This is a genomic window from Pseudarthrobacter sp. rb (assembly GCF_056389225.1).
The window spans coordinates 26,623-49,318 of the sequence record NZ_JBWJAR010000002.1 but is presented as its reverse complement, the minus strand read 5'-3'; the positions used below and the strand labels follow the sequence as shown (position 1 = coordinate 49,318).

The window sequence follows — 22,696 nt, the reverse complement described above, 5'->3', positions numbered from 1 at the left end:
CAATGTATGTGCCGGCCGGGCCGGCGATGACGCTCATCATCCCGGCCCACCATCGGCGTCGCCATCTTTCCCCCGAGGATCAATGCCTTCCGCCGCGGGGTCGGTGACCGCTTGGTTACCGGTCTCGGGGGTCAGACCGGCCCTCGTCTGGTACTCGGCAACCAGGGCGAGGAGTTCTTCGCCACGCGGGCGGCGGCCCGGACGGATGTCGCAGGAGGCCACCTTGGATTCCTGGATCTGGACGTTGGGGTCCAGCGTCACACCCAGCAGGTCGTTGGCCGCGTCACCGCTGACCACCGCGTTGCTGCCCACGCCCCAGTGGTAGGGCAGACCGATCTGGTGCACGGTGTGGCCGCCAACTGCCAGCGGCCTCATGCGGTCCGTCACAAGCACCTTCGCCTCGATGGCAGAGCGGGGCGAAATGATGGTGGCCCACCCGTACGGTTCCAGTCCGCGCTCAGCTGCCAGTTCAGGCGACACCTCGCAGAACATCTCCGGCTGCAGCTCCGACAGGTACGGGAGCCAGCGGCTCATCCCGCCCGCCGTATGGTGCTCCGTGAGCCGGTACGTGGTGAAGACAAACGGGTAAACGTCCGCCCCGCTGGTGCCGGCGCTGGGCGCGCTGAGGTTGTCCGCACGGGGGAACACCAGCCGCGCAGGACTTTGCTGTTGCGGGTACAGCGCGTTGGCCACCGGTGATTCCTGGGCCTCGTAGTGGGTGGGAAGGGGGCCGTCCAACAGGCCCTTCGGCGCGAACAACCAGCCCTTGCCGTCGGCCTGCATGATGAACGGATCGTCTCCGCTGAGCGCGGCCGGTCCACCCACGGAGGGATCGGGCTTGCTGCCCGGTGCCCGGTCGATCGGGAAGTCCGGAATGTCGTCTCCGACCCATTTACCCTGCTCCTGGTCCCACCAGATGTATTTCTTCCGCTCGCTCCACGGTTTGCCGGCGGGATCGGCGGACGCGCGGTTGTAGAGGATCCGGCGGTTGGCGGGCCATGCCCAGCCCCATTCCGGAGCCGCCGGTCCCTGCTCCCGGCCCGGCTTGCGGTTGGCGGCGTGGTTGAAACCGTCAGCGTACACGCCGGTGTAGATCCAGCAGCCGGCCGCCGTGGAACCGTCGGCGCGGAGTTCCGTGTATGCGGAAACGGGCTTTCCGGCATCCTGACCGGTCACGTGACGGCCGTTGATCTCGGCAAGCACCGCTTCGGCGTCCGGGTCACCGTGCTCGTCCGTGGGATAGTCCCACGTCAGGTCGAGCAGCGGCCGGTCGCGTTCGTCCTCGGAGCCGGCCAGCTTCTCGCGGATCCGTTGGCCCAGCTCGTAGAAGAACTGCAGTTCGCTTTGGCACTCCCCCGGCGGGGCCACTGCCTGGTGCCGCCACTGCAGCAGCCGCTGGGTCTGGGTGAAGGAGCCGGCCTTCTCCACGTGGGTCGCGGCGGGCAGGAAGAACACCTCGGTTTCGATGTCCTCAGTGCGCAGTTCGCCGGATTCGATCTCCGGGCCGTCCTTCCACCAGGTGGCGGACTCGATGAGGTTCAGGTCACGCACCACAAGCCACTTCAAATGGGACATGGCGAGGCGCTGCATCCGGCCGTGGGCGGAGCCCACTGCCGGGTTTTGGCCAAGGATAAAGTAGCCCTCGACTTCGTCATCGAGCATGCCCATCACTGTCTCGTACGTGCCGTGAGCTCCGGTCAGCCTGGGCAGGTAGTCGTAGGCCCAGTCATTGTCTTCCGTCGCAGCGTCGCCCCACCAGGCCTTCAGGAGGCTGATGGTGTAGGCATCGGCGTCTGCCCAGAAGCCCTTCTGCTGTTTCGACCCAATAACGGACAGGTATTCCTCAAGGCTGTCATGGCGTCCGGCGCTGGGCATTGGGAGGTACCCGGGCAGGAGGTTGAACAGGGTGGGGATGTCCGTGGAACCCTGGATGCTGGCGTGGCCCCGCAAGGCCATGATGCCGCCGCCCGGGCGTCCGACGTTTCCGAGCAGGAGCTGCAGGATGGCTGCGGCCCTGATGAACTGCGCCCCCAGCGAGTGCTGGGTCCAGCCGACCGCGTAGGCGAAGCAGGTGGTCCGGTCGCGTCCCGAGTTTTCCGTGATGGTACGGGCCAAATACTCGAAGTCGGCGACGCTGATGCCGCACATATCCTGCACCATCTCCGCCGTGTAGCGGGCGTAGTGCCGCTTCACGATCTGGAAAACGGTCCGTGGATCCTCGAGCGTGTCGTCACGCTGCACTTCGGCGTGCTCCAGGGGTGGCCCGCCACTGCCAAAGGCGTGGCCGGCGGCGCGCGCCGTGGCATCGGCGCCATGTTCCGAACCGGGTCCCGGCTCGTCGATGGCGCCCTCCCCCTTCTCCGCATAGGCCCAGGAGGATGTGTCATAGGCGCCCTTCTCCGGGTCGAAGCCGGAGAACAGTCCGCCAAGGTCCTCTGCGTCGCGGTAGTCGGCATGGACCAGCGTGGCAGCGTTCGTGTAGGCGCTGACATACTCCTTGAACCAGAGATCGTTGGTGATCACGTAGTTGATGAGCGCACCAAGCAGTACGACGTCAGAACCCGCACGGATAGGGATGTGCTTATCCGAGACCGCCGACGTCCGCGTGAAGCGGGGGTCGATATGGATGACCTTCGCTCCGCGGGCCTTAGCCTCCGCCACCCATTGGTACCCCACGGGATGGCACTCGGCCATGTTGGAACCCTGGATGACGATGCAGTCGGCGTTGGCCATGTCCTGCAGTGATTGCGTAGCACCACCGCGTCCAAACGAGGCTCCCAAACTGGGAACCGTGGCGGAGTGTCATATGCGGGCCTGGTTCTCGGTCTGCACCGCCCCTGCGGCTGTGAAGAGCTTCTTGATCAGGTAGTTTTCTTCGTTGTCCAGGGTTGCGCCGCCCAGTGAGGCGATGCCCATGGTGCGGCGCAGCAGCCGGCCTTGGTCGTCTTCCTGCTGCCAGGTCCTGCGGCGCGTCTCGATGAACCGGTCGGCCACCATCTCGACGGCCGTCGCCAGGTCCAGGCGCTGCCACTCCGTGGAACGGGGCGCACGGTAAAGCACTTTGGTCTGCCGGCCGGGCGAGTTAACCAGCTGTTCACTCGCAGAGCCCTTGGGGCACAGGCGGCCGCGCGAAATCGGCGAGTCCGGATCTCCCTCGATCTGGACGACCTTCTCGTCCTTGACGTAGACACGCTGTCCACATCCAACGGCGCAGTAAGGGCACACGCTCTGCACGACGCGGTCGGCAGTGGCGGTCCGGGGGGCTATTGCTTTTGTCTTGGCCGACGTTACCGACGGCCCACGGCCCAACAGGTCGCCCGTGCTTAGCTGACGGACGACCGGCCATTGAAGAAAACTTCGCGGTGCCATTTCTGGAGCATATCCCAGACGACGGCGGGAGCAACAGGACAAGGCTGGGCGTGTCCCGCGGGGAGGTCCCGCCTGGGCCGGTAGGCGGCAGGAGAGCCTGCACGGACCTGCGCAGCCGGAACGACGGCGGCCGGTTCCCGTCCCAACAAGGAAAACGGCCATTGCAGGTCCCGGAGGTTCCGGTGCCGCAATGGCCGTTCTGTACGCCCGGCGGGCGGGCGTCGCAGATGTGTTTTACCGCTCGATGCTGACGCTGAGATCCAGGTGGATGTTCTCGCTGGCGAGACGGTCCTGGAGGTACTTGGCGAGGCTGGCATCAGTGGCGGTATGTGCGCCTTTTGGAACGGCGCCGCGGAACACAGCCTGGGTGTTCGTCGATCTGAGTACGTCCAGCGGCGTTGACCGGAGATGTCCGTCGGTCAAGCGTTCGATGTCGGTGCGGAAGGTGCGCCGGTGGTCATGCCGGGCAGAGGCATGCATGGTGAATGGAATGAAAGCTACGGGCAAGGGGGTCCTTTCGAGCGAGGCAGCCTGCGGTGGGCGCCTCACTCATAACAAGGCAAGAGCACGTTCTGGTATTCCCGCCCTGGCCCAAAGGAGGCGGACGTCACGGACGTCGCCGACGCCTTTGCCACTCGATGATTATTGCGCATGCGCAAGTAATGGGTGAGACTGGCAGTACGGACCTTCTGCTTGAGGAGAGACGATGCGTGCACTGGCAGTTACACCTGGAAAAAAGGACTCAATCCACCTCCGCGATATACCGGAGCCGCCGGCCAGCGAGGGCCAGGTGCTGGTGGAGGCGCTGGCCGTGGGACTCTGTGGAACCGACAGCGAGATCATCGCGGCGGAATACGGGGAAGCGCCGCCCGGCCAGGACTTCCTGGTACTGGGGCACGAGAACCTGGGCCGGGTGCTCGACGCTCCCCCGGATTCCGGCCTGGCAAAGGGAGACCTGGTGGTGGGCATTGTCCGCAGGCCTGACCCGGAACCGTGCAAGGCCTGCGACGCCGGAGAATGGGACATGTGCCTGAACGGGAAATACACCGAGCACGGGATCAAGGGCCTCGACGGTTTCGCGCGGCAGCATTGGCGCGCGGACCCCGATGCAATGGTGAAACTCGATCCCGGGATGGAGGACGTGGGCGTCCTCCTGGAGCCCACCACCATCGTCGCCAAGGCCTGGGAACAGATCAACAGGATTGGGCAGCGGGCCTTTTTCGATCCCCACACCGCCGTGGTTACCGGAGCGGGGCCCGTCGGGCTGCTCGCGGCACTGGTGGGGGTCCAACAGGGCCTGGACGTCCACGTCTTCGACGTCGTCACCGACGGCCCCAAGCCACAGCTTGTCCGCGACTTGGGCGCCACCTATCACAGCGAACCCCTCCCGGAATCGGGCCTCAAGCCCGACGTCCTGGTCGAATGCACGGGAGTCACACCGGTGGTTCTTGATGCCCTCACCTGCCGGGACCAGGATGCCATCACCTGCCTCACCGGCGTCTCGGGAACCGGGAAACAGACGAAAGTGGACGTCGGGGCCCTCAACCGGGAGGAGGTGCTCATGAACGGCGTGGTGTTCGGCAGCGTCAACGCCAACCGCCGCCATTACGACGCCGGAGCGCAGGCCCTGGCGAAAGCGGACCGTGACTGGCTGCGCCGCCTCATCAGCCGCAGGCTTCCGCTGGAAAGCTTCCGTGAGGCTTTCGGCCACCAACCCGACGACGTCAAGGTCGTCCTCGAGCTGCTGGACTGACGGGGGGACCACCATGAATGCGGGGCAAGCGCCGGACGGCCCAGGGGCAGCACGCTGGCTTCCCTCGGGCCGACAGTATGAAATCACCGCCGGCCGGCAAAGTGTCATGCTGACCGAAGTGGGGGGCGCCCTTCGCGCGTACTTGTGCGACGGCCGGAACCTGTTGGATGGGTACGGGCCGGACGACATGTGCACGGGCGCGCGCGGGCAGTCCCTGATTCCTTGGCCCAACAGAGTCAAGGACGGCAGGTACGAGTGGGACGGCAAGGAGTTTCAGCTGGACCTGAGTGAGCCGGACAAAGGCGGGGCAATCCATGGCCTGACCCGCTGGCGGAACTGGGACGTCCCGGCTGTGGAGCATGTGAAGGACAGGATTTCCTTCACCTATACCCTTCACGCCTGCCAGGGCTGGCCGTGGGTTCTCGATGCCAGGCTGGATTATGAGCTGGGCGATCACGGCTTGAGCGTGCGGACCACAGTCGTCAACCGCAGTGCATCCTCTTGCCCGTTCGGAACGGGGGCGCATCCCTACCTCAGTACCGGTTCCGGGCCCGCGGGCGCCATCAACGCCGGCCTGGTGCAGGTGCCCGGGCGCACCTTCCTGCCGGTTGACGAACACGGCATCCCCACCGGCCATGAGCGCGTGGATGGCACAGAGTACGACCTGCGGGAACTCCAGCAGCTGGGAGGTCGGCACATCGATGTTGCCTATACGGACCTGACGCGTGATGCGGACGGACGGGCCAGGGTAAAAATCCTGCGGCCGGACCGCTCCGGAGGTGTCGAGCTGTGGGTGGATGAGTCCTATCCGTACCTGGAAATCTTCACCGGGGACACCCTCCCACAGCTGGACAGGCGGCGCACGGGTCTGGGAGTGGAACCCATGACGTGCGCCCCTGACGCCTTAAACTCCGGTGAAGGCCTGATCACCCTTGAGCCCAAGCAATCCCACACCGGCGAGTGGGGCATCAGGCCGCTTTGAGTGCCTTTCGCCAGCATGCTGCCAGGGAAGAAGAACCAGTCAAAAGCAAACTGCCAACTATTGCGCCACCGCAACTATCGGAGTTCAATGTAAGCATGGCTTGCGGCAGCATAATCCGGTCAGTTTACGTGCCGGCTCCCAAGGTAAAGCGTCCGTCGGAGGTGCCCTGGCCACCGGCGGCAGCGGCGAAGGCCTCCAGTGCAGCAGCCAGTGCCGGACGGCGGCCTGACGGCATCCTCGAGATAACCTCCGCGATCGCCTGCCGCCGGTGGTCCAGCACGGAATCCACCAGAGATTTTCCCTTTGGGGTCAGCTCCAGCCGGACGTACCGCCGGTCTGCCGGGTCTTCGCGCCGCTCGAGAAGGTCAGCCGCGACGAGGCGGTCGCAGATGCGGGTGGCGTTGGAAGCATGCACCCCAAGTTCAGCGGCCACCCCGCCGAGGTTCTGCGGTCCGCGGGTGTGGATGAGGACCAGCACCCGCAGCTGCGGCGTATTCACCACGTCCTCAACCTCGGCAACTGACCGGGCCACAACACCCAGAAGGGTGTCCGCAGCGCGCAGCACTGCCTCCACTTCCCGACTCGACGGTTCCGGGATTGGGTCAGACCCACCAGCTGCATCCATGCGCACCAGTTTCCTCCGATAGTTGCTTTCCCGCAAAGTTTGAAGGTTTCACTGGATCCAGGCGGGGAATCTCATCAGTAAGGAGAATCGTGAGAACACACCAGGCAGAACGTACCGTGGCGGGAACAGTCAACGGCATCGACCGGCTGATCAGAAACGTACAAACGGGCCGCTTTGAACGTTCCCTCTCCGCATTGACGGCGGCAGGCGCCCTGGTGACCGCCGCGGAGATCTTCCTTGAGCATGACAAGGCAAGTTTCGGCAACAAGTGGATGTGGGCCCCCGTGGCCCTGGGCCCGGTGGGCGCAGCGGCAGGAGTGGCCGCAGTCTTCAGCCGCCGCATGGCCAAGACGGCGCTTCCGCTGGCCAGCGCCGCCATCGTGGTGAACGGCCTGCAGGGCACCTGGCTTCACTTGCAGGGTATCCGGCAGAAGCCCGGGGGCCTGTCCAACCTGCGCTACAACCTGGAGATGGGGCCGCCCCTGTTTGCACCGCTGCTGGTCACCATGGTGGGCGGCATGGGTGTCCTGGCGTCGATCCTGAGGCGGGAGCCGTGAGCGCGCTCCCCCTGGCCGAGGATGACGGCGGCGGCCGGTATCCGGGCTTCAGCACCCTTGCGCAGGTGCGGCATTGGGATCCGGTGACGGCCGCCGTCGTGCAGTCAAGGATGGCGCTGCCTCCGGACGTGCGCTTCTTCACCCCGGAGGAGGAGGCAGCGGCGCGTGCGCTCCTGGACCAGTTGCTTGACCAGGATGCGGAGCCGCGGGTGCCGCTGGTGAACATGGTGGACGCCCGCCTGGCCGAGGAGCAGACAGACGGCTGGCACTATGACAACATGCCCCGCGACGGCGAGGCATGGCGCGCCTCCCTGGCAGCGCTCGACCAGGAGGCCCGCTCCCGCGAAGACTGCACCTTCGCCCAGCTCAGCCGCGAGAGGCAGGCCGGACTGCTGCAGGACATCTGTGACCTGGAGCAGGGCCTCTGGCACGGCCTCCCCGCCGACCGGGTCTGGAGCCTGTGGACCCGGTACGCCTGCACCGCGTTCTACTCCCACCCCCTGGCCTGGGACGAGATCGGCTTTGCCGGCCCTGCGTACCCCCGCGGCTACAAAAACCTCGGGGTGGACCGGCTGGAGCCATTCGAAGTGCGCGACGTCCAACCTGGTGCAGACCCCACCCGAAGGACCGGCCGGTGAACAGCCTGCGCAGGCGCAACGAGTCGGCGTGGCTGCTGCCCGCCGGGCCCGGCAGCAACCAGCGCCTGCGCGCTGACATGCGCCGTTTCCGCGAGGACGACGAGGTGGACATTGTCATCGTGGGCTGCGGTGCCGGTGGCGCTACACTGCTCCAGCGACTCGCACGGGCCGGGTGGCGGGCCGTGGGCCTGGACGCAGGGCCGTTCTGGGACCCCGAAGAGGACTGGGTCAGCGACGAGGCCGGCTCCCACCATCTCTACTGGACCGAGCCGCGGGTCATCACCGGGAAGGATCCTGTTCCGCTGGGCTCGAACAATTCGGGCCGGGGAGTAGGCGGCTCCATGGTTCATTTCGCTGGCTACACTCCCCGGTTCCATCCGAGTGACTTCCACACGTTCAGCGCGGACGGAGTAGGCGCCGACTGGCCGCTTGAGTACGCCGGACTCCGGGAGTTCTACGAGGACATCGAGGCCGAACTGCCGGTCTCCGGAGAGCATTGGCCGTGGGGCGACCCGCACAGCTACCCCCACCGGCCACACCCTCTGTCCGGCAACGGGGAGCTGTTCCTGAGAGGCGCCAACGCCTGCGGCATCACCGCAAAGGTGGGGCCGGTGGCCATCGCCAACGGCCGCTTCGGCAACCGCCCGCACTGCATTTACCGCGGCTTCTGCCTCCAAGGCTGCAAGGTCAATGCCAAAGCCTCTCCCCTGATCACCCATGTCCCGGACGCCCTGGCCCACGGCGCCGAAATCCGGGCCGATTCCATGGCCACCCGCGTAGGGTTCGACGAGTCCACCGGCCTGGCGACCGGCGTCGAGTACGTCCAAGGGGGCGTGCACAGGTTCCAGCGCGCCCGAATGGTGGCCGTGGCCGGCTACTCGATCGAAACGCCCAGGCTGCTGCTGAACTCCACGTCACCGCGGTTCCCGGATGGGATGTGCAACGACTTCGACCAGGTGGGCCGCTACCTGATGGTCCAGGGGGCGCCGCAGACGGCCGGACGGTTCCAGGCCGAAGTACGGATGTGGAAGGCCCCGCCCCCGGAGGTCAGCACGGAGGAGTTCTACGAGACAGACCCGGCACAACCGTACAAGCGTGGCTTCTCCATCCAGACCGTTTCCCCCCTTCCCATCACCTGGGCGGAACATGTTGCGGCGCAGGGACACTGGGGTGCTGCGCTGCGCCGCTACATGAGCGACTACCCGCATTGGGCCTGCCTTGGGGCCCTCTGCGAGTTCCTCCCCCTGAAGGAAAACCGGGTGACCCTGGCGGACGAGACGGACCGCAACGGCATCCCGGTGGCCTGCTTCAGCTACAGCCAGTGCGACAACGACCGGCAGCTGATGTCCGCAGCGCAAAAGGTCATGGAGCAGATCCTGACCGCGGCGGGAGCGGAAGAAGTGATCACCATCAACCGCTACGCACATTTGGTGGGTGGTGCCCGGATGGCCGCCGGCGAGCGGGATGGAGTTGTGGACCGCAACCTGCGGAGTTTCGCGGTACCCAACCTGCTGGTCACCGACGGCAGCGTCCTGCCCACGCAGGGCAGCGCGAACCCCGCCCTGACCATCATGGCCCTGGCGGCCCGGGCCGCCCGCGACCTGATCCAAGGTGCCCGCAGGGGTGCCCCGATGAGCACGAAGGAAGACTGATCATGGCAACAACAGTGGCTGACTACCTGCTCTCCCGCTTGGCCGAGTGGGGCGTGGACAAGGTCTTCGGCTTCCCCGGAGACGGCATCAACGGTATCCTCGCCGCCTTCGGCAAGGCGGGAAACCAGCCGAAATTCATCCAGGCCCGGCACGAAGAGATGGCGGCCTTCGAGGCCGTGGGCTATGCCAAGTTCGGCGGGCGCCCGGCCGTCTGCATGGCCACCTCGGGCCCTGGGGCCATCCACCTGCTCAACGGCCTGTACGACGCCAAACTGGACCATGTTCCGGTGGTGGCCGTCGTGGGACAGACGGCACGGAGCGCCATGGGCGGGTCTTACCAGCAGGAAGTTGACCTGCTGACCCTGTTCAAGGACGTAGCGTCGGACTACGTCCAGATGGTCACCGTTCCCCAGCAGCTGCCCAACGTCATCGACCGGGCCATCCGGATCGCGGATGCACAGCGGGCTCCCACCGCCGTGATTATCCCCGCCGATGTCCAGGAACTCGACTATGCCCCGCCCACCCACGAGTTCAAGATGGTGCCTTCCAGCCTGGGAATCCACTGGCCCGACATCCAGCCGGACAGCGCATCCATCCGGGGCGCCGCGCAGCTCCTGAACGAGGGGACAAAAGTGGCTGTCCTCATCGGTCAGGGCGCGCGCGGCGCGGCAAATGAGGTCCGGGAAGTGGCTGAACTGCTGGGCGCGGGCGTGGCCAAGGCGCTGCTGGGCAAGGACTCCCTCCCGGATGACCTGCCGTATGTCACGGGCTCCATTGGTTTGCTGGGGACGCGCCCCAGCTACGAGATGATGCGGGACTGCGACACGCTGCTCACTGTGGGATCCAGCTTTCCCTACACGCAGTTCCTGCCCGAACCGGGGCAGGCGCGGGGTGTCCAGATCGATGTCGACCCCAAAATGATCGGCCTGCGCTACACCAACGAGTTCAACATCGTCGCGGACGCCGGCACCGCCTTGCGGGCGCTGATCCCGCACCTGGACCGCAAGAAGGACAGGTCCTGGCAAGAGGGCCTCGAAGCATCCATCAGCCGCTGGTGGGAAACCATGCACGACGAGGCTATGGTCAGCGCCGATCCCGTCAACCCCATGCGACTGTTTGCTGAACTTTCCACCCGGCTTCCGGACAACGCCATGCTGAGTGCCGATTCGGGCTCGTCGGCCAACTGGTATGCGCGGCAGCTGAAATTCCACGGTTCGGTGCGCGGCTCGCTGTCCGGCAACCTTGCCACCATGGGACCCGGTGTCCCATACGCCATCGGCGCCAAGTTCGCCCATCCCGACCGGCCCGCCATCGCCTTCGCCGGAGATGGCGCCATGCAGATGAACGGGCTCGCAGAGCTCATCACGGTCAAACACTACTGGCGTGAATGGGACGATCCACGCCTGGTCGTGGCTGTCCTGCATAACAACGACCTGAACCAGGTCACCTGGGAAATGCGCGCCATGGGCGGCGTACCCGCCTTCCGCGAGTCCCAGGCGCTGCCCGACGTCGACTACGCCGGTTTCGCGGACAGCCTGGGGCTGCAGGGAATCCACGTGGATAATCCCGACGACGTCGGACCGGCCTGGGAGAAAGCCCTTGCCGCGGACAGGCCCACACTTTTGGATGTCCGCACCGATCCCGACATCCCGCCAATCCCCCCGCACGCCACCCTGGAGCAGGCCCGCAAGACCGCCGAGGCAATGGTCAAAGGCGACGACAGCGCCTGGGGTGTGGTGAAAGAAGGGGTCAAGACAAAGATCCAGGAATTCCTCCCGCACAAGGAGGGCTGACCCTTGGCCAGTGCCGAAGCGCCCGTCACCGCAGTCCAGGCCGCCGCCTACACGGTGCCTACGGACGGCCCGGAAGCGGACGGCACGTTCTGGTGGGAGTCCACCACCATGGTGCTGGTCCAGGCAGCAGCGGGCGGGAAGACCGGCATGGGCTGGACCTACGCACCCGCGGCGGCAGCCGCCCTGGTGGAGGAACTCCTCGGCCCCGCCGTCCTGGGCGTGGATGCTCTCGCCGTGCCGGCCGCGGCGTGGGCGATGGCACGTGCGGTGCGGAACCCCGGAAGTACGGGGCTGGCGTCCTATGCCGTGTCCGCCGTCGACTGCGCGCTCTGGGACCTGAAGGCCCGCCTCCTGGACCTGCCGCTGCACCAGCTGCTCGGTGCGGTACGCGACCAAGTGGCCATCTATGGCAGCGGCGGCTTCACCAGCTATTCGGACGAACAGCTGCGGAACCAGCTCGAAGGCTGGACCCAGGGCCAGCAGATCCCGCGCGTGAAGATCAAGATCGGCCAGGACAACGGAACGAACGTGCCACGGGACCTGGCGCGCATCCGCCAGGCGCGTGCCGCCGTCGGCCCTGACACGGAACTTTTTGTCGACGCCAACGGCGCCTACACCGCCAAGCAGGCCGTCCGCGTCATGCGCGAGGTTGATGCGGAGAACGTGACCTGGTTTGAGGAACCGGTCTCCAGCGACCATCTGGCCGGGCTGCGGGTGGTCCGGGACGCCGTGGAAGCGGACGTTGCCGCCGGTGAATACGGCACCGGGCTCCCCTACTTCCAGCGCATGTGTGCCGCCGATGCCGTCGACTGCCTTCAGGCGGACGTCAGCCGGTGCGGCGGCATCAGCGAATGGTTCCGCATCGCTGCCCTGGCCGCTGCCCACGGGCTGGAAGTATCAGGCCACTGCGCTCCCCACCTCAGCGCCGCCGTCGCCGCCGCCACTCCCAACTTCCGGCATTTGGAGTGGTTCCACGACCACGTCCGCATTGAGAATCTCTTCTTCGACGGAACGCTGGATCCCGCGGGCGGGTCACTGAGCCCGGGCGACGGCCCTGGCAACGGGCTCGCCTTGCGCGCGGCAGAGGCCGGGAAATACCGGGTCCAGTGACACGCCCGCCGGCGCCGAAGCGACCCGCTGCGAGGGAGCCGGACACACACGGAAAGGACTCACCCATGAAGAACCCGCGAGGTGGACCGGCCGAACCACCGTTACCGGAATATGTGCAGGAAAGCGCCTGATGCCAGAGATCAGCGACTATGCGATGGTGGGCGATCTGCATACTGCTGCCCTGGTGGGCCGCAGCGGATCCATAGACTGGATGTGCCTGCCCAATTTCGATTCGCCGGCCTGCTTCGCGGCCCTGCTGGACTCCCCGGAGGCGGGACGCTGGCTCCTGGCACCGGCCGGTGCGGGCAACTGCACCAGGCGCCGCTACCGGCCCGGGACCCTGATCCTGGAGACGGAATGGGACACTCCAGGGGGAAGCGTCAGGGTGACGGATTTCATGCCCGCCCGCGATGATTCAGTAGACATGATCCGCATTGTGGAGGGCCTGAAAGGGAGCGTCCCCATGAAAGGGGAACTGCTGCTGCGCTTCGACTACGGACGGATCATTCCGTGGGTCCGCCGCATGGACCACGGCATCAGTGCCGTCGCAGGACCGGACGCCGCCTACCTCACTACCCCCGCTCCGCTGAAGGGCGAGGACATGCGGACCATCAGCGAGTTCACGGTCAAAGCCGGAGACCGGATCCCATTCGTCCTGCGCTGGGCCCACAGCTATAAGCCGGTCCCGGACCGGACCGACCCTGAACGCGCCCTGGCCGTTACCCAGGCGTTTTGGGATCAGTGGATCAGCCGCAACACCATGTCAGGCGACTACCAGGACGCCGTGGAACGGTCCCTCATCACGCTTAAAGCACTGATCTTCGCACCTACTGGCGGGATCGTCGCAGCCCCCACAACCTCCCTGCCCGAAGACCCCGGGGGAAGCCGCAACTGGGACTACCGCTTCTGCTGGCTCCGGGACGCCACCCTGACGCTGCAGTCCTTGCTCGCCTGCGGGTATACCGAGGAAGCCGCTGCCTGGCGGGAATGGCTGCTGCGGGCAGTCGCCGGTGATCCAGCCGACCTGCAAATCATGTACGGGCTGGACGGGACACGCCGCCTGCCGGAAACGGAACTGCCGTGGCTGGGGGGATTCGAAGGCTCCAAGCCAGTGCGGACAGGAAACGCAGCGGCGCCGCAACTGCAACTGGACGTGTGGGGTGAAGTACTCGATGGCCTGGCCCTCACCCGGGCCGCTGCCCCTGCGGGCGCCCTTGATGACTCCTGGGACATCCAGGTGGCCCTCATGGAATACCTTGAAGGGGCATGGGACCAGCCGGACAACGGCCTGTGGGAAATGCGCGGGCCGCGCCGCAACTTCACCCACTCAAAGGTCATGGCCTGGGTGGCTGCGGACCGGATGGTCAAAGGAGTGCAGCAGTTCGGGCTGCCAGGTCCCCGGGACCGCTGGGCCGCGCTGCGCACGCACATCCACGATGACGTCATGACCCACGCCTTTAATGAGAAACAAAACACCTTCGTCCAGTCCTATGGCAGCACCGAACTCGACGCCAGCCTGCTGCTCATCCCCCGGGTCGGGTTTCTTCCGCACGACCATCCACGCGTCACGGGCACCGTTGAGGCAATCCAGAAAAACCTCACGCAGGACGGCTTCGTCCTGCGCTACCACCCCGAAGCGGCCAATGATGGGCTGCCCGGTACCGAAGGCGTATTCCTGGCCTGTTCCTTCTGGCTGGTGGACGCGCTGTTGGGGATCGGCCGCCGCGGCCAGGCCACGGAACTGTTTGAACGCCTGCTCGCACTACGCAATGACGTAGGCCTGCTCAGTGAAGAATGGGACCCGCGGAACCATCGTCAACTTGGAAACACCCCGCAGGCTTTCAGCCACTTCCCCCTTATTCACTGCGCCCTGCAACTCGGCCATGGGCGGCCGGGCCGCAGCGACACGCCCTTGCCCGGCTCCCATCAGTCCGGTGACCGGCCAGCCCGCGAAAGAACAGGCTGACAGGCGGTCCAGGTTAACTCTTGCGTTCGCGCAACAGTTGCTATTCAATAAAAGAGTGGTCCATATGGGAGGACCGCCGGCCGGCTGACGGTCCCCGGATTCGCCGCCCCGCTGCCGGCTTCCTGAAAGAGTCCTGATCCTTGCGTCCTGTACGTAATGCCGGACCCCTGGGACCGCGGAAGAGCAACAGCATGCTGGGGTGCTACCTATAAGCCATATTGCGAAGGAGCAAATCCGATGGCATACAACGTCACGTCAGCGCCGGCAGTGGGCAATGCCCGGTGGAAGAGGCTGATCCCTGTCGCAATCATCGTCTACATCATCTCGTTCATGGACAGAACCAACATCGGGTTCGCCCTCAATGGACTCCACCAGGACCTGGGCATCGACGCGGCCCAACAGGGACTGGCCGCCGGGATCTTCTTTATCGGCTACCTCGTCCTGCAGATACCGGGCGGCCATCTGGCCGAGCACTGGAGTGCCAAGAAATTTGTGGGCATCATGGTGCTCGTGTGGGGCGTGCTGGCCGTCCTTTCCGGATTCATCCAGGACTTCACCCAGCTGCTCGTGGTGCGCTTCTTCCTTGGCGTCGCAGAGGCCGGGATCTGGCCCGCCATCCTTGTCCTGATCAGCCACTGGTTCCCCGCCGCCGAACGGGCCCGGGCCTATGCGTTCTGGATGATGAACATCGCCATCGCGTCAATCATCACTGCGCCCCTCTCCGGGTGGATCCTCTCTTTCTCGGACTGGCGGTGGCTGTTCATCATCGAAGGCATCTTCCCGTTCATCATCGCCGCACCCCTGTGGTGGTCCCTGATCGCCGATCACCCGCGTGAAGCGAAGTGGTGCTCGGTGCAGGAACGCGAGTACATCGAGAAAGGGTTGGCTGCCGACGCTGCGGCCCATCCCCAGCAGGAAAAGCTCGGCCTGCGCCATGTCCTGTCCAACGCAGTGGTGTGGCGCCTGACCCTGGTGTACTTCCTCATCCAGATCGGCTTCTACGGCATCAACATCTGGCTCCCCCACGTGATCAAGACGATCACCTCCGGGTCCTCCATAGAGGTCGGCCTGATCACTGCGATTCCTTATGTTTTGGCGATGTTCGGCCTTTGGTACAACGCCAAAGCAGCCGACCGTTCCGGCCGGTACTCCACGCACGTGCTGCTGTCGATGGCCATCGGTGCCGTCGCCCTGGTCGTCTCGGTGGCAACAGGGGACAATCTTCCGTTCCTTGCTGTCACCCTGATCAGCGTCGCCGTCGCGGGAGCTTTGGCATACGACGGCCCCTTCTGGGCCTCCGCATCCCGTGCCATGCCGGTCGCCGTGGCCGGCACCGCCATGGGGCTGATCAATGCAGTAGGTAACCTCGGCGGATTCGTCGGGCCCTATGTCGGAGGGTATCTGCAGGATCTTACGCACGGCAGTTTCCTGGCCACGTCCATCTTCCTGGCATGCTGCCTGCTCGCCGCCGGCCTGGTGATGCTGACCCTGCGCCGCGGAGGCGACAGGCCGGTGGCCGGGGGCCACGGGCACGAACCCCAGAAAAGGCATGCCGGAAAAGTCAGTTGATCTGCGGTCGTGGAATAAGCTGCCCGGGCGCCCGGCCGCCTGGGCAGCCTTTTGCCACGGCGCGGGGACGGCCGCGCCCTTTAGAGCAGCCGGCGCCGTCGAACGCTCCCACCAAGAAGAGCGCCCCGCGCTCCGCCACAATCAGCGCCGCGGTCGCAGGGCGGAAGCATGTTGACCGTGGCTCTGCCCATACCTTAGGAATTGAGCGACGTTCCGCTGCATCGCGGAACGCCAACCGACCAGAAGGTAAAGCGAGGAACCCGGTGGATCAGCCTCATATCGTCAAGGACGGCACCGCAGCCTGCCCATGCAGTTCAGATCCGGGCAGTTCGCATGAACCTCTTACAATTGACCAACTGCTGCTCGAGAGCCGCGCCGGGCTCGAGCGGGTCCAGCCATCAGACCTTGAGAAGGAGATGGCCGCGGGCGCACTTGTCGTTGACACCCGGCCCGTTGACCAGCGGGACCGCGACGGCGATCTACCGGGTGCGGTGGTTATTGACCGAAACGTTTTGGAGTGGCGGCTCGACCCTTCCTGCCCCCACCGGCTCCCCATCGCTGACGACCCCACCCGGCGGATAGTGGTGGTCTGCAATGAGGGCTACAGCTCCAGCCTGGCTGCACATACCCTGCAGCGGCTGGGTTTGCGCCGTGCGACCGACCTCATTGGCGGCTTCCAGGCCTGGGCTGCCCTGCGCGCTGATTCCTGAAATTTCTTCGATGCAGGGCCACCGCGAGGACGATAAGGGGTACGTGGATGGCCGGCAGGTTATGGGCGAACCATCGCGGCAGGTAAATGTCGGTAACGGACCCGCGGGCATCACCCAGGCGTTGCGCGAGCGGCGTCAGGGGGCAGCGGAAGCCGTTCACGACGAAGACCAGGGTCTCCCCGCCCACAACTGCAGCAGCCATGGCCGCCCGCCTGCCGGTGTCGCCGCGGAATCCGGCATAGAGCAAATAGACCATGCAGGCCTCGATGCTGAACCAGGCGGCTGTGTGGAAGGCTTTCACCGCCCGAAGGGCGGCATGACTCGTTTTCATGCCATCAACACAAACACGGTATCCGGTGCCGTGTCAGAGGCTTTCGGCATCCATGGCGGCATCAGAATCTGTTGGAACACCTGGGCCGCTTTGCAGATATGGCGCAGTCGGGGCCCCTTTGGCGGCTAAATGAGCCCCGACCGGCCAGTACTTCTAGGCATCAATCACCAGATCCGTCTGAGCGGTGGAACAGCAGGGCAAGAACTTGCCAGCATCGATTTCCCGCTTCCGTATTCCGCCCTGGTGGTTCATTTCGACCTCACCCGAAAGCTTGACCACCTTGCACGAGCCGCACATGCCTTCCTTGCAGTTAGCACCGATCCGGACGCCCGCGCGCTGGGCCGCACCCAGGATGTGTTCTTCGGGGTCGATCCGTACATTGATGCCGGTGCGCATGAAGGAAAGGGTGAGGCTTCCCGTCCCCACGGTGTCAAAGCTTGACGCATCGGGGGACGGGGCCGCGGAATCCGCCTCTGAAGTACCCTTACCGGCTTCGCTCGAGGGCGCCTCCGGCTCGACAATTTCCAGCGGCAGCCCGGATGCCTTCAAGGTACCCTCAGCGTCATAGCCGGGTTCGTATAGCCCGAACGCTGAGGGCTGGCTTTCGTAGTAGTCCTCAGCCGAGTCTGCGATTTCCTCGGCAATTTCCTCCGCGATGTCCGATGCCAGTGCGATCTCTGCCTGGTATTCAAGGAGGGTTTTGCGATCTCCGGAGAAGAACTCCATATAAATCGAGGTGTCGTCGACGCCCACCTTCTTGAGCAGTTCAGTAGCGGTGTTCAGGTAACCCTCCGGGCCGCAGGCGTAGACCTGCCGGCCGTTGGCGTCGGGGGCCACCTCCTCGATCATTGCCGAGCTCAGCCGTCCGCTGAAGCCCTCCCACTCCTCAGGCCTGCCGCGGTCGCCCAGGGCATAGAAAACCTTGACGCGCGGGTCAACGGAAGCGATATAGGCCAGCTCCCGGTGGAAGGCAAAGCCGCCGGCTTCGGCACCGTGGTAGAGCACCACCACGTTGGCGGTCCCGGGCAGCGAGTGAATGGTCCGCAGCATCGACATGATGGGGGTGATGCCCGCGCCCGCGGCCAGGAAGAGGTAGCGCGCGCGCCGGTCGGCATCCGGCAGGTGGAAGGCCCCCACGGGTCCCAGCATGTCCAGGACAGTGCCGGGCCTGACATTGTCGTGCACCCACGGCGAAACCAGTCCGCCCGGGTCGCGCTTGACGGTGACGCTGAAGGTCCACGGTTCCGTGGGCGAACTGGACAGCGAGTAGCTGCGGTCCACCGGCTCGTGCTCCTCACCGTTCACCGGGAAGGCAATGTTTACGTACTGGCCCGCACGGAACGCCAGGGGCGCACCGTCGCAGCGGCGGAACACGAACGTCATCATGCCGCCGGCCTCGGGGATGGTCTCGACGCATTCCGCCACGAACTCCTGCGGATGCCAGGGCCCCAAGGCACGGGCGGCGCGGGCGGGCGCTTCAGTGCTGCCCATCACCCTGTTCCACGGCATTTCAAGACCGCGGATGCGCTGGGGTTCCCGGACCGGTGTCTCGATAAGGAGTTCCGTCATGCCAGGTGCTCCTGCACACGCTGTACGTACCAGTTAATGAAAGCCTCGACCTGGTATTCGCTCTTCATGTAGGGGCCGGGCTGGTAGGCGGGGCTCCCGGCACCCTGCTGGCAGAGCTCAACAAACGCCTTGTCCTGCAGGTTTGTCTGCTTCCAGGTGTACGTGAGCTTCTCGAGGTCGTAATCGACGCCTTCTTCGGCATCGTCCGCTACCAGCCAGGTGGTGCGTACCAGTGACTGGTGCTCGTTGATGGGGAAGACGCCGAACGTGATGACGTGGTCGCCCAGGAAGTGGAACCAGCTGTTGGGCTGCAGGTGCATCGAGCATCGGCCAAGCCGGAAGTCCGGCAGATCGCCGAGCAGCTTCTTGGAGAGCCTGCGGCCGTCCGGAGAGAATGATTCGCCCTCTCCGTCGAGTGATTCGCGGGAGATGCGGATGCCCGCGATGCGGGTGTCAAGCTCCTCGACCACCTCGTAGGGAAGACCATAGCGGCGGCAGCGCTCCTCAAGGGAGGACTGCGCCTGCTTGTTCCGGTCCCATACTTCCTCAAGGTGGGCCGGGATGAGGCCCTCGGTGAGGCCCCAGGTGGGGAAGAGCGAGCAGGCGAGCTCAGGGTGGCCGTCGCAGTGGTAGCACTCACGGTTGTTCTCCATGACGAGCTTCCAGTTGCCCTCTTCGATGATGTTCTGCTGGTAGGCAATTTTCGTCTTCGACAGATCGTGGGGCGCGAGGTAGGGCTCAAAGATTTTTGAGGTTTCATCGAAGTCGGTCGGCGGCTCGTCAGCGATGCATACGAAGATAAGCCCAGCCACCTCGCGGCCGTGGGCCCGCTTGAGCCCGAAGCAGCTCTTATCGAACTTCGTTTCTCCCGGTGCCGAGGCGTGGATCAGATCGCCGCTGGGTGAATAAGTCCAGGAGTGGTATCCGCAAACCAGGTTTCCCGTTGACCCGGTGGATTCAGTCAGGACGCGGGCACCGCGGTGCCGGCACACGTTGTGCAGGACGTTCACGCCGCCATCGTCGTTGCGCAGCACGATCAGCGAGTAGGGCCCATAGTCGACCGTGACGTAGTCGCCGGGCTCCGGAAGTTCAGCGGTGCTCGCTGCAAAAATCCAGTGCTGGCCAAAGATGGCTTCCATGTCGATTTTGAAAATCGTGGAGTCCGTATAGAAAGGGGCGTCGAGTGAATATCCCGTGCGACGCAATGCAAACAACTCAGTGATCTCCGCCAGCTGCTCTGCAGGCAAGGATGAAGCGAGTTTTCCGCGTGCGTTGAGGGGCTGGTGCACTGGAGCAGTCATGGTTTTTCTCCCGAGAGGCGTGGGTGAGTGTGCTGGTTTGCGTAGACAAGGGTCGCGTTTCCGCAGCCCGTCGCCAAAAGTCGTTGTAGTCACATTAGGGCTGCCGGGTCTGCAACAAAAGCGCAAGAATCAGCGGATAACCGTGCACAATGGATGCATGATTGATCCAAGGCTTATAACGCTTCGCGTATTCGCCAGATGCGGCACTGTCAGCGGAACCGCGGACCTTACGGGCTACTCTCCTTCCGCAGTCTCAGCCCAACTGCGTGAGCTCCAGCGCGTGCTCGGTTTGCAGCTGCTGACGAAGGACGGCCGGGGTGTCCGGCTGACCGCCACAGGCCGCTTCATCGTGGCGGGTTCGGACACCCTCATCGCGGATTGGGAGAGCCTGCGCGCTGCGGCAATGGAGGCCGGCGACCAAGTGCAGTCGCGTTTCGGCCTCGGTGGATTTTCCACAGCTGCCGCGCAGTTGCTCGCCCCTTTGGCCGCCACCCTCCGCTCCACGCGCCCCCAGTTGGAGGTACAGGTACTCGAGGCCAACCCGGCCCGTTGCTTCGATTTGCTGGTGGCCGAGCGGATCGATCTTGCGGTCATTGTCGCCATGCAGTCCAACACCTACAGCGACGATGATTTGCGCTTCGAGCAGACCGTTCTGCTCGACGATCCCCTTGACGTGATCATTCCGTCCGACCATCCGTTGTCATCGCGGGAAACTGTGACGCTTGAAGAATTGGCCTCGGAACCCTGGATCACCGAAGCCGCCGGTTCCACTTACCACGCCCTTTTCACGGCCGCGTTCACTGCAGTTGGAGTGACCCCGCGGATTGCCCACGAGGCTGTGGAGTGGGAGACCCAGATCGCTTTCGTAGGTGCGGGGCTGGGCGTGGGCCTGCTGCCACGACTGGCGCCACTTCATAGCGCAGAGAACGTGGTCCGGCTGCGCATAACCGGCAAAGGGCGGCCCGTCCGGCGGATCGTGGCTGTCGCGCGCCGAGGGAGTATCGGATCCCCCCTGATCCAGGAGTCACTCAGCATCCTGCAGACCAACGCCAAGCGGATCCTCGCCGCCCGCCCGGAAGACGACCTGTGAAGCCGCAATGCTGAACGGAAAGACCCGACGCAGCGTGGGGCAGGCGGTCCCGCCTGAGGAGTTGGGTGAACTTTGACGCTCACGGCATGCCTGCCATCCGGCGCTGCCTGAAACACAGAACGAACACCGCCCCTCATGACCCGGGGGTCGCGCGCTCCGGCTGGTGAGGACGCCGCAGCAGGTACCCAAACCCTGTTGACCTGCAGTAATACCCCGTATACGCTGACACCAGCCTGGTATATCAGTCGACGTAGCCCGAATATATCGTTGAGGGGGTTGGTAATTGCACACCCCTCCGCGCCTTCCCTTACTGCCCGCGGCCATCCCCGGGAAAGCACTTTGCTCCATCCCAGACCCGCCCGGCATGGAGTCCAACGTCCATGACCGGATATCCCGGCTTCTCCACACGCCCCGCAACACCTACCGATAAGGAAGTGACCATGTCAGGAAACAGAGCAGTTGCCTACAAGGAACCCGGCGTCGTCGAAATCATCGACACGGACTATCCGACGTTCGAACTCAAGGACGGCCCGGGCGTAAACCCGGCGAACGTTGGCCGCAAGGTACCCCATGGCGCGATCCTCCGCACGGTGACCACCAACATCTGCGGCTCGGACCAGCACATGGTCCGGGGGCGCACCACCGCTCCGCAGAACCTGGTCCTTGGCCACGAAATCACTGGCGAAGTGGTGGAGGTGGGGCCCGACGTCGAATTCATCAAAGTGGGCGACATTGTCTCCGTGCCGTTCAATATCTCCTGCGGCCGTTGCCGAAATTGCAAGGAACGAAAGACCGGCATCTGCCTGAACGTCAACCCGGACCGCCCGGGCAGCGCCTACGGCTACGTCGACATGGGAGGCTGGGTGGGCGGACAGGCCGAGTATGTACTGGTCCCCTACGCCGACTGGAACCTGCTGCGCTTCCCGGACCGGGACCAGGCCCTGGAAAAGATCCTGGACCTGACCATGCTCTCGGACATCTTCCCCACCGGCTTCCACGGGGCCGTGACCGCCGGCGTCGGTGTTGGCTCCACCGTTTACGTGGCAGGCGCCGGACCGGTGGGCCTTGCTGCGGCCGTAGGCGCGCAGCTCCTTGGCGCCGCCGTCGTGATTGTGGGCGACATGAATGAAGACCGCCTGGCGCAGGCGAGGTCGTTCGGCTGCGAAACCGTCAACGTGACGAAGGGCGACCCGAAGGAACAGATTGAACAGATCCTGGGGGTTCCCGAGGTGGACTGTGGCGTGGACGCCGTCGGCTTCGAAGCCCGCGGCCACGGAAAGGATGCCTCCCACGAGGCGCCTGCCACCGTCCTGAATTCCCTTATGGACATCACGGCCGCCGGCGGTGCCCTTGGCATTCCCGGCCTTTACGTGACCGGGGATCCCGGTGGAATTGATGAAGCAGCCAAGCACGGCTCCCTCTCACTGTCCTTGGGCACCGGCTGGGCGAAGTCCTTGTCCTTCACTACGGGCCAGTGCCCGGTGATGAAGTACAACCGTCAACTGATGATGGCCATCCTCCATGACAAGGTCCAGATTGCAAAGGCCGTCAACGCCAAGGCCATCCCGCTCGAAGATGCTCCCCGCGGCTATGCCGAATTTGACGCCGGAGCGGCGACAAAATTCGTGCTGAACCCCAACGGCTATGTGAAGGCTTAGTAGGAAGCAACGGGAAGCCGGAG

At 64.9% G+C, this 22,696-nt stretch carries 18 protein-coding genes; 12 read left to right on the top strand and 6 right to left on the bottom strand.

Annotated elements, in window-relative coordinates; all coding sequences use genetic code 11:
- Positions 1 to 36: 36 nt before the first annotated feature.
- A complete protein-coding gene (fdh, locus tag ACWRN3_RS02905; RefSeq protein ID WP_476739838.1) occupies positions 37 to 3,369 on the bottom strand; it encodes a formate dehydrogenase in 3,333 nt (1,110 codons plus the stop codon).
- Positions 3,370 to 3,603: 234 nt separating this feature from the next.
- A complete protein-coding gene (locus ACWRN3_RS02900) occupies positions 3,604 to 3,876 on the bottom strand; it encodes a hypothetical protein (protein ID WP_324645134.1) in 273 nt (90 codons plus the stop codon).
- A gap of 199 nt (positions 3,877 to 4,075) precedes the next feature.
- Here ACWRN3_RS02900 and ACWRN3_RS02895 point away from each other — a divergent pair, with 199 nt between their 5' ends.
- Together ACWRN3_RS02895 and ACWRN3_RS02890 are read left to right on the top strand one after the other, a co-directional pair.
- A complete protein-coding gene (locus ACWRN3_RS02895; RefSeq protein WP_476739837.1) occupies positions 4,076 to 5,122 on the top strand; it encodes a glucose 1-dehydrogenase in 1,047 nt (348 codons plus the stop codon).
- Between the two features lie 13 nt (positions 5,123 to 5,135).
- The gene (locus tag ACWRN3_RS02890) at positions 5,136 to 6,104 is read left to right on the top strand and encodes an aldose 1-epimerase family protein (RefSeq protein WP_476739836.1); all 969 of its coding nucleotides are present in this window, start codon (positions 5,136 to 5,138) and stop codon (positions 6,102 to 6,104) included.
- A gap of 124 nt (positions 6,105 to 6,228) precedes the next feature.
- On the opposite strand, the gene ACWRN3_RS02885 is transcribed toward ACWRN3_RS02890, so the two are convergent.
- Positions 6,229 to 6,729 (bottom strand): MarR family winged helix-turn-helix transcriptional regulator, encoded by a 501-nt coding sequence (locus ACWRN3_RS02885; protein WP_476739835.1) that lies wholly within the window; start codon positions 6,727 to 6,729, stop codon positions 6,229 to 6,231.
- 89 nt (positions 6,730 to 6,818) lie between these two features.
- Here ACWRN3_RS02885 and ACWRN3_RS02880 point away from each other — a divergent pair, with 89 nt between their 5' ends.
- The 8 genes from ACWRN3_RS02880 (at position 6,819) to ACWRN3_RS02845 (ending at position 16,724) form a co-directional block, all read left to right on the top strand.
- Positions 6,819 to 7,286 (top strand): hypothetical protein, encoded by a 468-nt coding sequence (locus ACWRN3_RS02880; protein ID WP_255175464.1) that lies wholly within the window; start codon positions 6,819 to 6,821, stop codon positions 7,284 to 7,286.
- The gene (locus ACWRN3_RS02875; protein ID WP_255175463.1) at positions 7,283 to 7,924 is read left to right on the top strand and encodes a gluconate 2-dehydrogenase subunit 3 family protein; all 642 of its coding nucleotides are present in this window, start codon (positions 7,283 to 7,285) and stop codon (positions 7,922 to 7,924) included. Before ACWRN3_RS02880 ends, ACWRN3_RS02875 begins: the two co-directional genes overlap by 4 nt.
- The gene (locus tag ACWRN3_RS02870) at positions 7,921 to 9,576 is read left to right on the top strand and encodes a GMC family oxidoreductase (RefSeq protein ID WP_476739834.1); all 1,656 of its coding nucleotides are present in this window, start codon (positions 7,921 to 7,923) and stop codon (positions 9,574 to 9,576) included. The genes ACWRN3_RS02875 and ACWRN3_RS02870 overlap by 4 nt, the downstream gene beginning before the upstream one ends.
- Positions 9,577 to 9,578: 2 nt before the next feature.
- Positions 9,579 to 11,369, top strand: a complete 1,791-nt coding sequence (locus ACWRN3_RS02865; protein WP_255175461.1) for a thiamine pyrophosphate-requiring protein — start codon at positions 9,579 to 9,581, stop codon at positions 11,367 to 11,369.
- 3 nt (positions 11,370 to 11,372) lie between these two features.
- The gene (locus ACWRN3_RS02860; RefSeq protein ID WP_255175460.1) at positions 11,373 to 12,479 is read left to right on the top strand and encodes an enolase C-terminal domain-like protein; all 1,107 of its coding nucleotides are present in this window, start codon (positions 11,373 to 11,375) and stop codon (positions 12,477 to 12,479) included.
- A gap of 130 nt (positions 12,480 to 12,609) precedes the next feature.
- Positions 12,610 to 14,445 carry a glycoside hydrolase family 15 protein gene (locus tag ACWRN3_RS02855; protein ID WP_324645122.1) on the top strand — a complete coding sequence of 612 codons (1,836 nt, stop codon included), beginning with the start codon at positions 12,610 to 12,612 and terminating at the stop codon, positions 14,443 to 14,445.
- Positions 14,446 to 14,682: 237 nt separating this feature from the next.
- Positions 14,683 to 16,014: an MFS transporter gene (locus ACWRN3_RS02850; protein WP_324645121.1), complete on the top strand. Its 1,332-nt coding sequence runs from the start codon at positions 14,683 to 14,685 to the stop codon at positions 16,012 to 16,014.
- A gap of 263 nt (positions 16,015 to 16,277) precedes the next feature.
- Positions 16,278 to 16,724, top strand: coding sequence for a rhodanese-like domain-containing protein (locus ACWRN3_RS02845; RefSeq protein WP_324645119.1), 447 nt, complete (start codon positions 16,278 to 16,280; stop codon positions 16,722 to 16,724).
- Here ACWRN3_RS02845 and ACWRN3_RS02840 read toward each other — a convergent pair.
- The 3 genes from ACWRN3_RS02840 to ACWRN3_RS02830 form a co-directional block, all read right to left on the bottom strand.
- Positions 16,678 to 17,055, bottom strand: coding sequence for a hypothetical protein (locus ACWRN3_RS02840; RefSeq protein ID WP_476739833.1), 378 nt, complete (start codon positions 17,053 to 17,055; stop codon positions 16,678 to 16,680). The genes ACWRN3_RS02845 and ACWRN3_RS02840 overlap by 47 nt on opposite strands.
- A 153-nt stretch (positions 17,056 to 17,208) precedes the next feature.
- On the bottom strand, positions 17,209 to 18,624 hold the full coding sequence (locus ACWRN3_RS02835) for a ferredoxin reductase (RefSeq protein ID WP_476739832.1): 1,416 nt from the start codon (positions 18,622 to 18,624) through the stop codon (positions 17,209 to 17,211).
- Entirely contained in the window at positions 18,621 to 19,925 is a 1,305-nt protein-coding gene (locus ACWRN3_RS02830) for an aromatic ring-hydroxylating oxygenase subunit alpha (protein ID WP_476739831.1), read from the bottom strand. Before ACWRN3_RS02830 ends, ACWRN3_RS02835 begins: the two co-directional genes overlap by 4 nt.
- Before the next feature lie 157 nt (positions 19,926 to 20,082).
- On the opposite strand from ACWRN3_RS02830, the gene ACWRN3_RS02825 reads away from it, so the two are divergent.
- Entirely contained in the window at positions 20,083 to 21,015 is a 933-nt protein-coding gene (locus tag ACWRN3_RS02825) for a LysR family transcriptional regulator (protein WP_476739830.1), read from the top strand.
- Between the two features lie 440 nt (positions 21,016 to 21,455).
- Positions 21,456 to 22,673 carry a formaldehyde dehydrogenase, glutathione-independent gene (fdhA, locus tag ACWRN3_RS02820; protein WP_255175453.1) on the top strand — a complete coding sequence of 406 codons (1,218 nt, stop codon included), beginning with the start codon at positions 21,456 to 21,458 and terminating at the stop codon, positions 22,671 to 22,673.
- The last annotated feature ends 23 nt before the right edge of the window (positions 22,674 to 22,696 follow it).

Excerpts from the sequence above, each read along its gene's own strand:
- ACWRN3_RS02895 (WP_476739837.1), top strand. The coding sequence starts at position 4,076 with ATGCGTGCACTGGCAGTTACACCTGGAAAAAAGGACTCAATCCACCTC.
- ACWRN3_RS02890 (WP_476739836.1), top strand. The coding sequence starts at position 5,136 with ATGAATGCGGGGCAAGCGCCGGACGGCCCAGGGGCAGCACGCTGGCTT.
- ACWRN3_RS02885 (WP_476739835.1), bottom strand. The coding sequence starts at position 6,729 with ATGGATGCAGCTGGTGGGTCTGACCCAATCCCGGAACCGTCGAGTCGG.
- ACWRN3_RS02865 (WP_255175461.1), top strand. The coding sequence starts at position 9,579 with ATGGCAACAACAGTGGCTGACTACCTGCTCTCCCGCTTGGCCGAGTGG.
- ACWRN3_RS02855 (WP_324645122.1), top strand. The coding sequence starts at position 12,610 with ATGCCAGAGATCAGCGACTATGCGATGGTGGGCGATCTGCATACTGCT.
- ACWRN3_RS02850 (WP_324645121.1), top strand. The coding sequence starts at position 14,683 with ATGGCATACAACGTCACGTCAGCGCCGGCAGTGGGCAATGCCCGGTGG.
- ACWRN3_RS02840 (WP_476739833.1), bottom strand. The coding sequence starts at position 17,055 with ATGAAAACGAGTCATGCCGCCCTTCGGGCGGTGAAAGCCTTCCACACA.
- ACWRN3_RS02835 (WP_476739832.1), bottom strand. The coding sequence starts at position 18,624 with ATGACGGAACTCCTTATCGAGACACCGGTCCGGGAACCCCAGCGCATC.
- ACWRN3_RS02830 (WP_476739831.1), bottom strand. The coding sequence starts at position 19,925 with ATGACTGCTCCAGTGCACCAGCCCCTCAACGCACGCGGAAAACTCGCT.
- ACWRN3_RS02825 (WP_476739830.1), top strand. The coding sequence starts at position 20,083 with ATGATTGATCCAAGGCTTATAACGCTTCGCGTATTCGCCAGATGCGGC.
- fdhA (WP_255175453.1), top strand. The coding sequence starts at position 21,456 with ATGTCAGGAAACAGAGCAGTTGCCTACAAGGAACCCGGCGTCGTCGAA.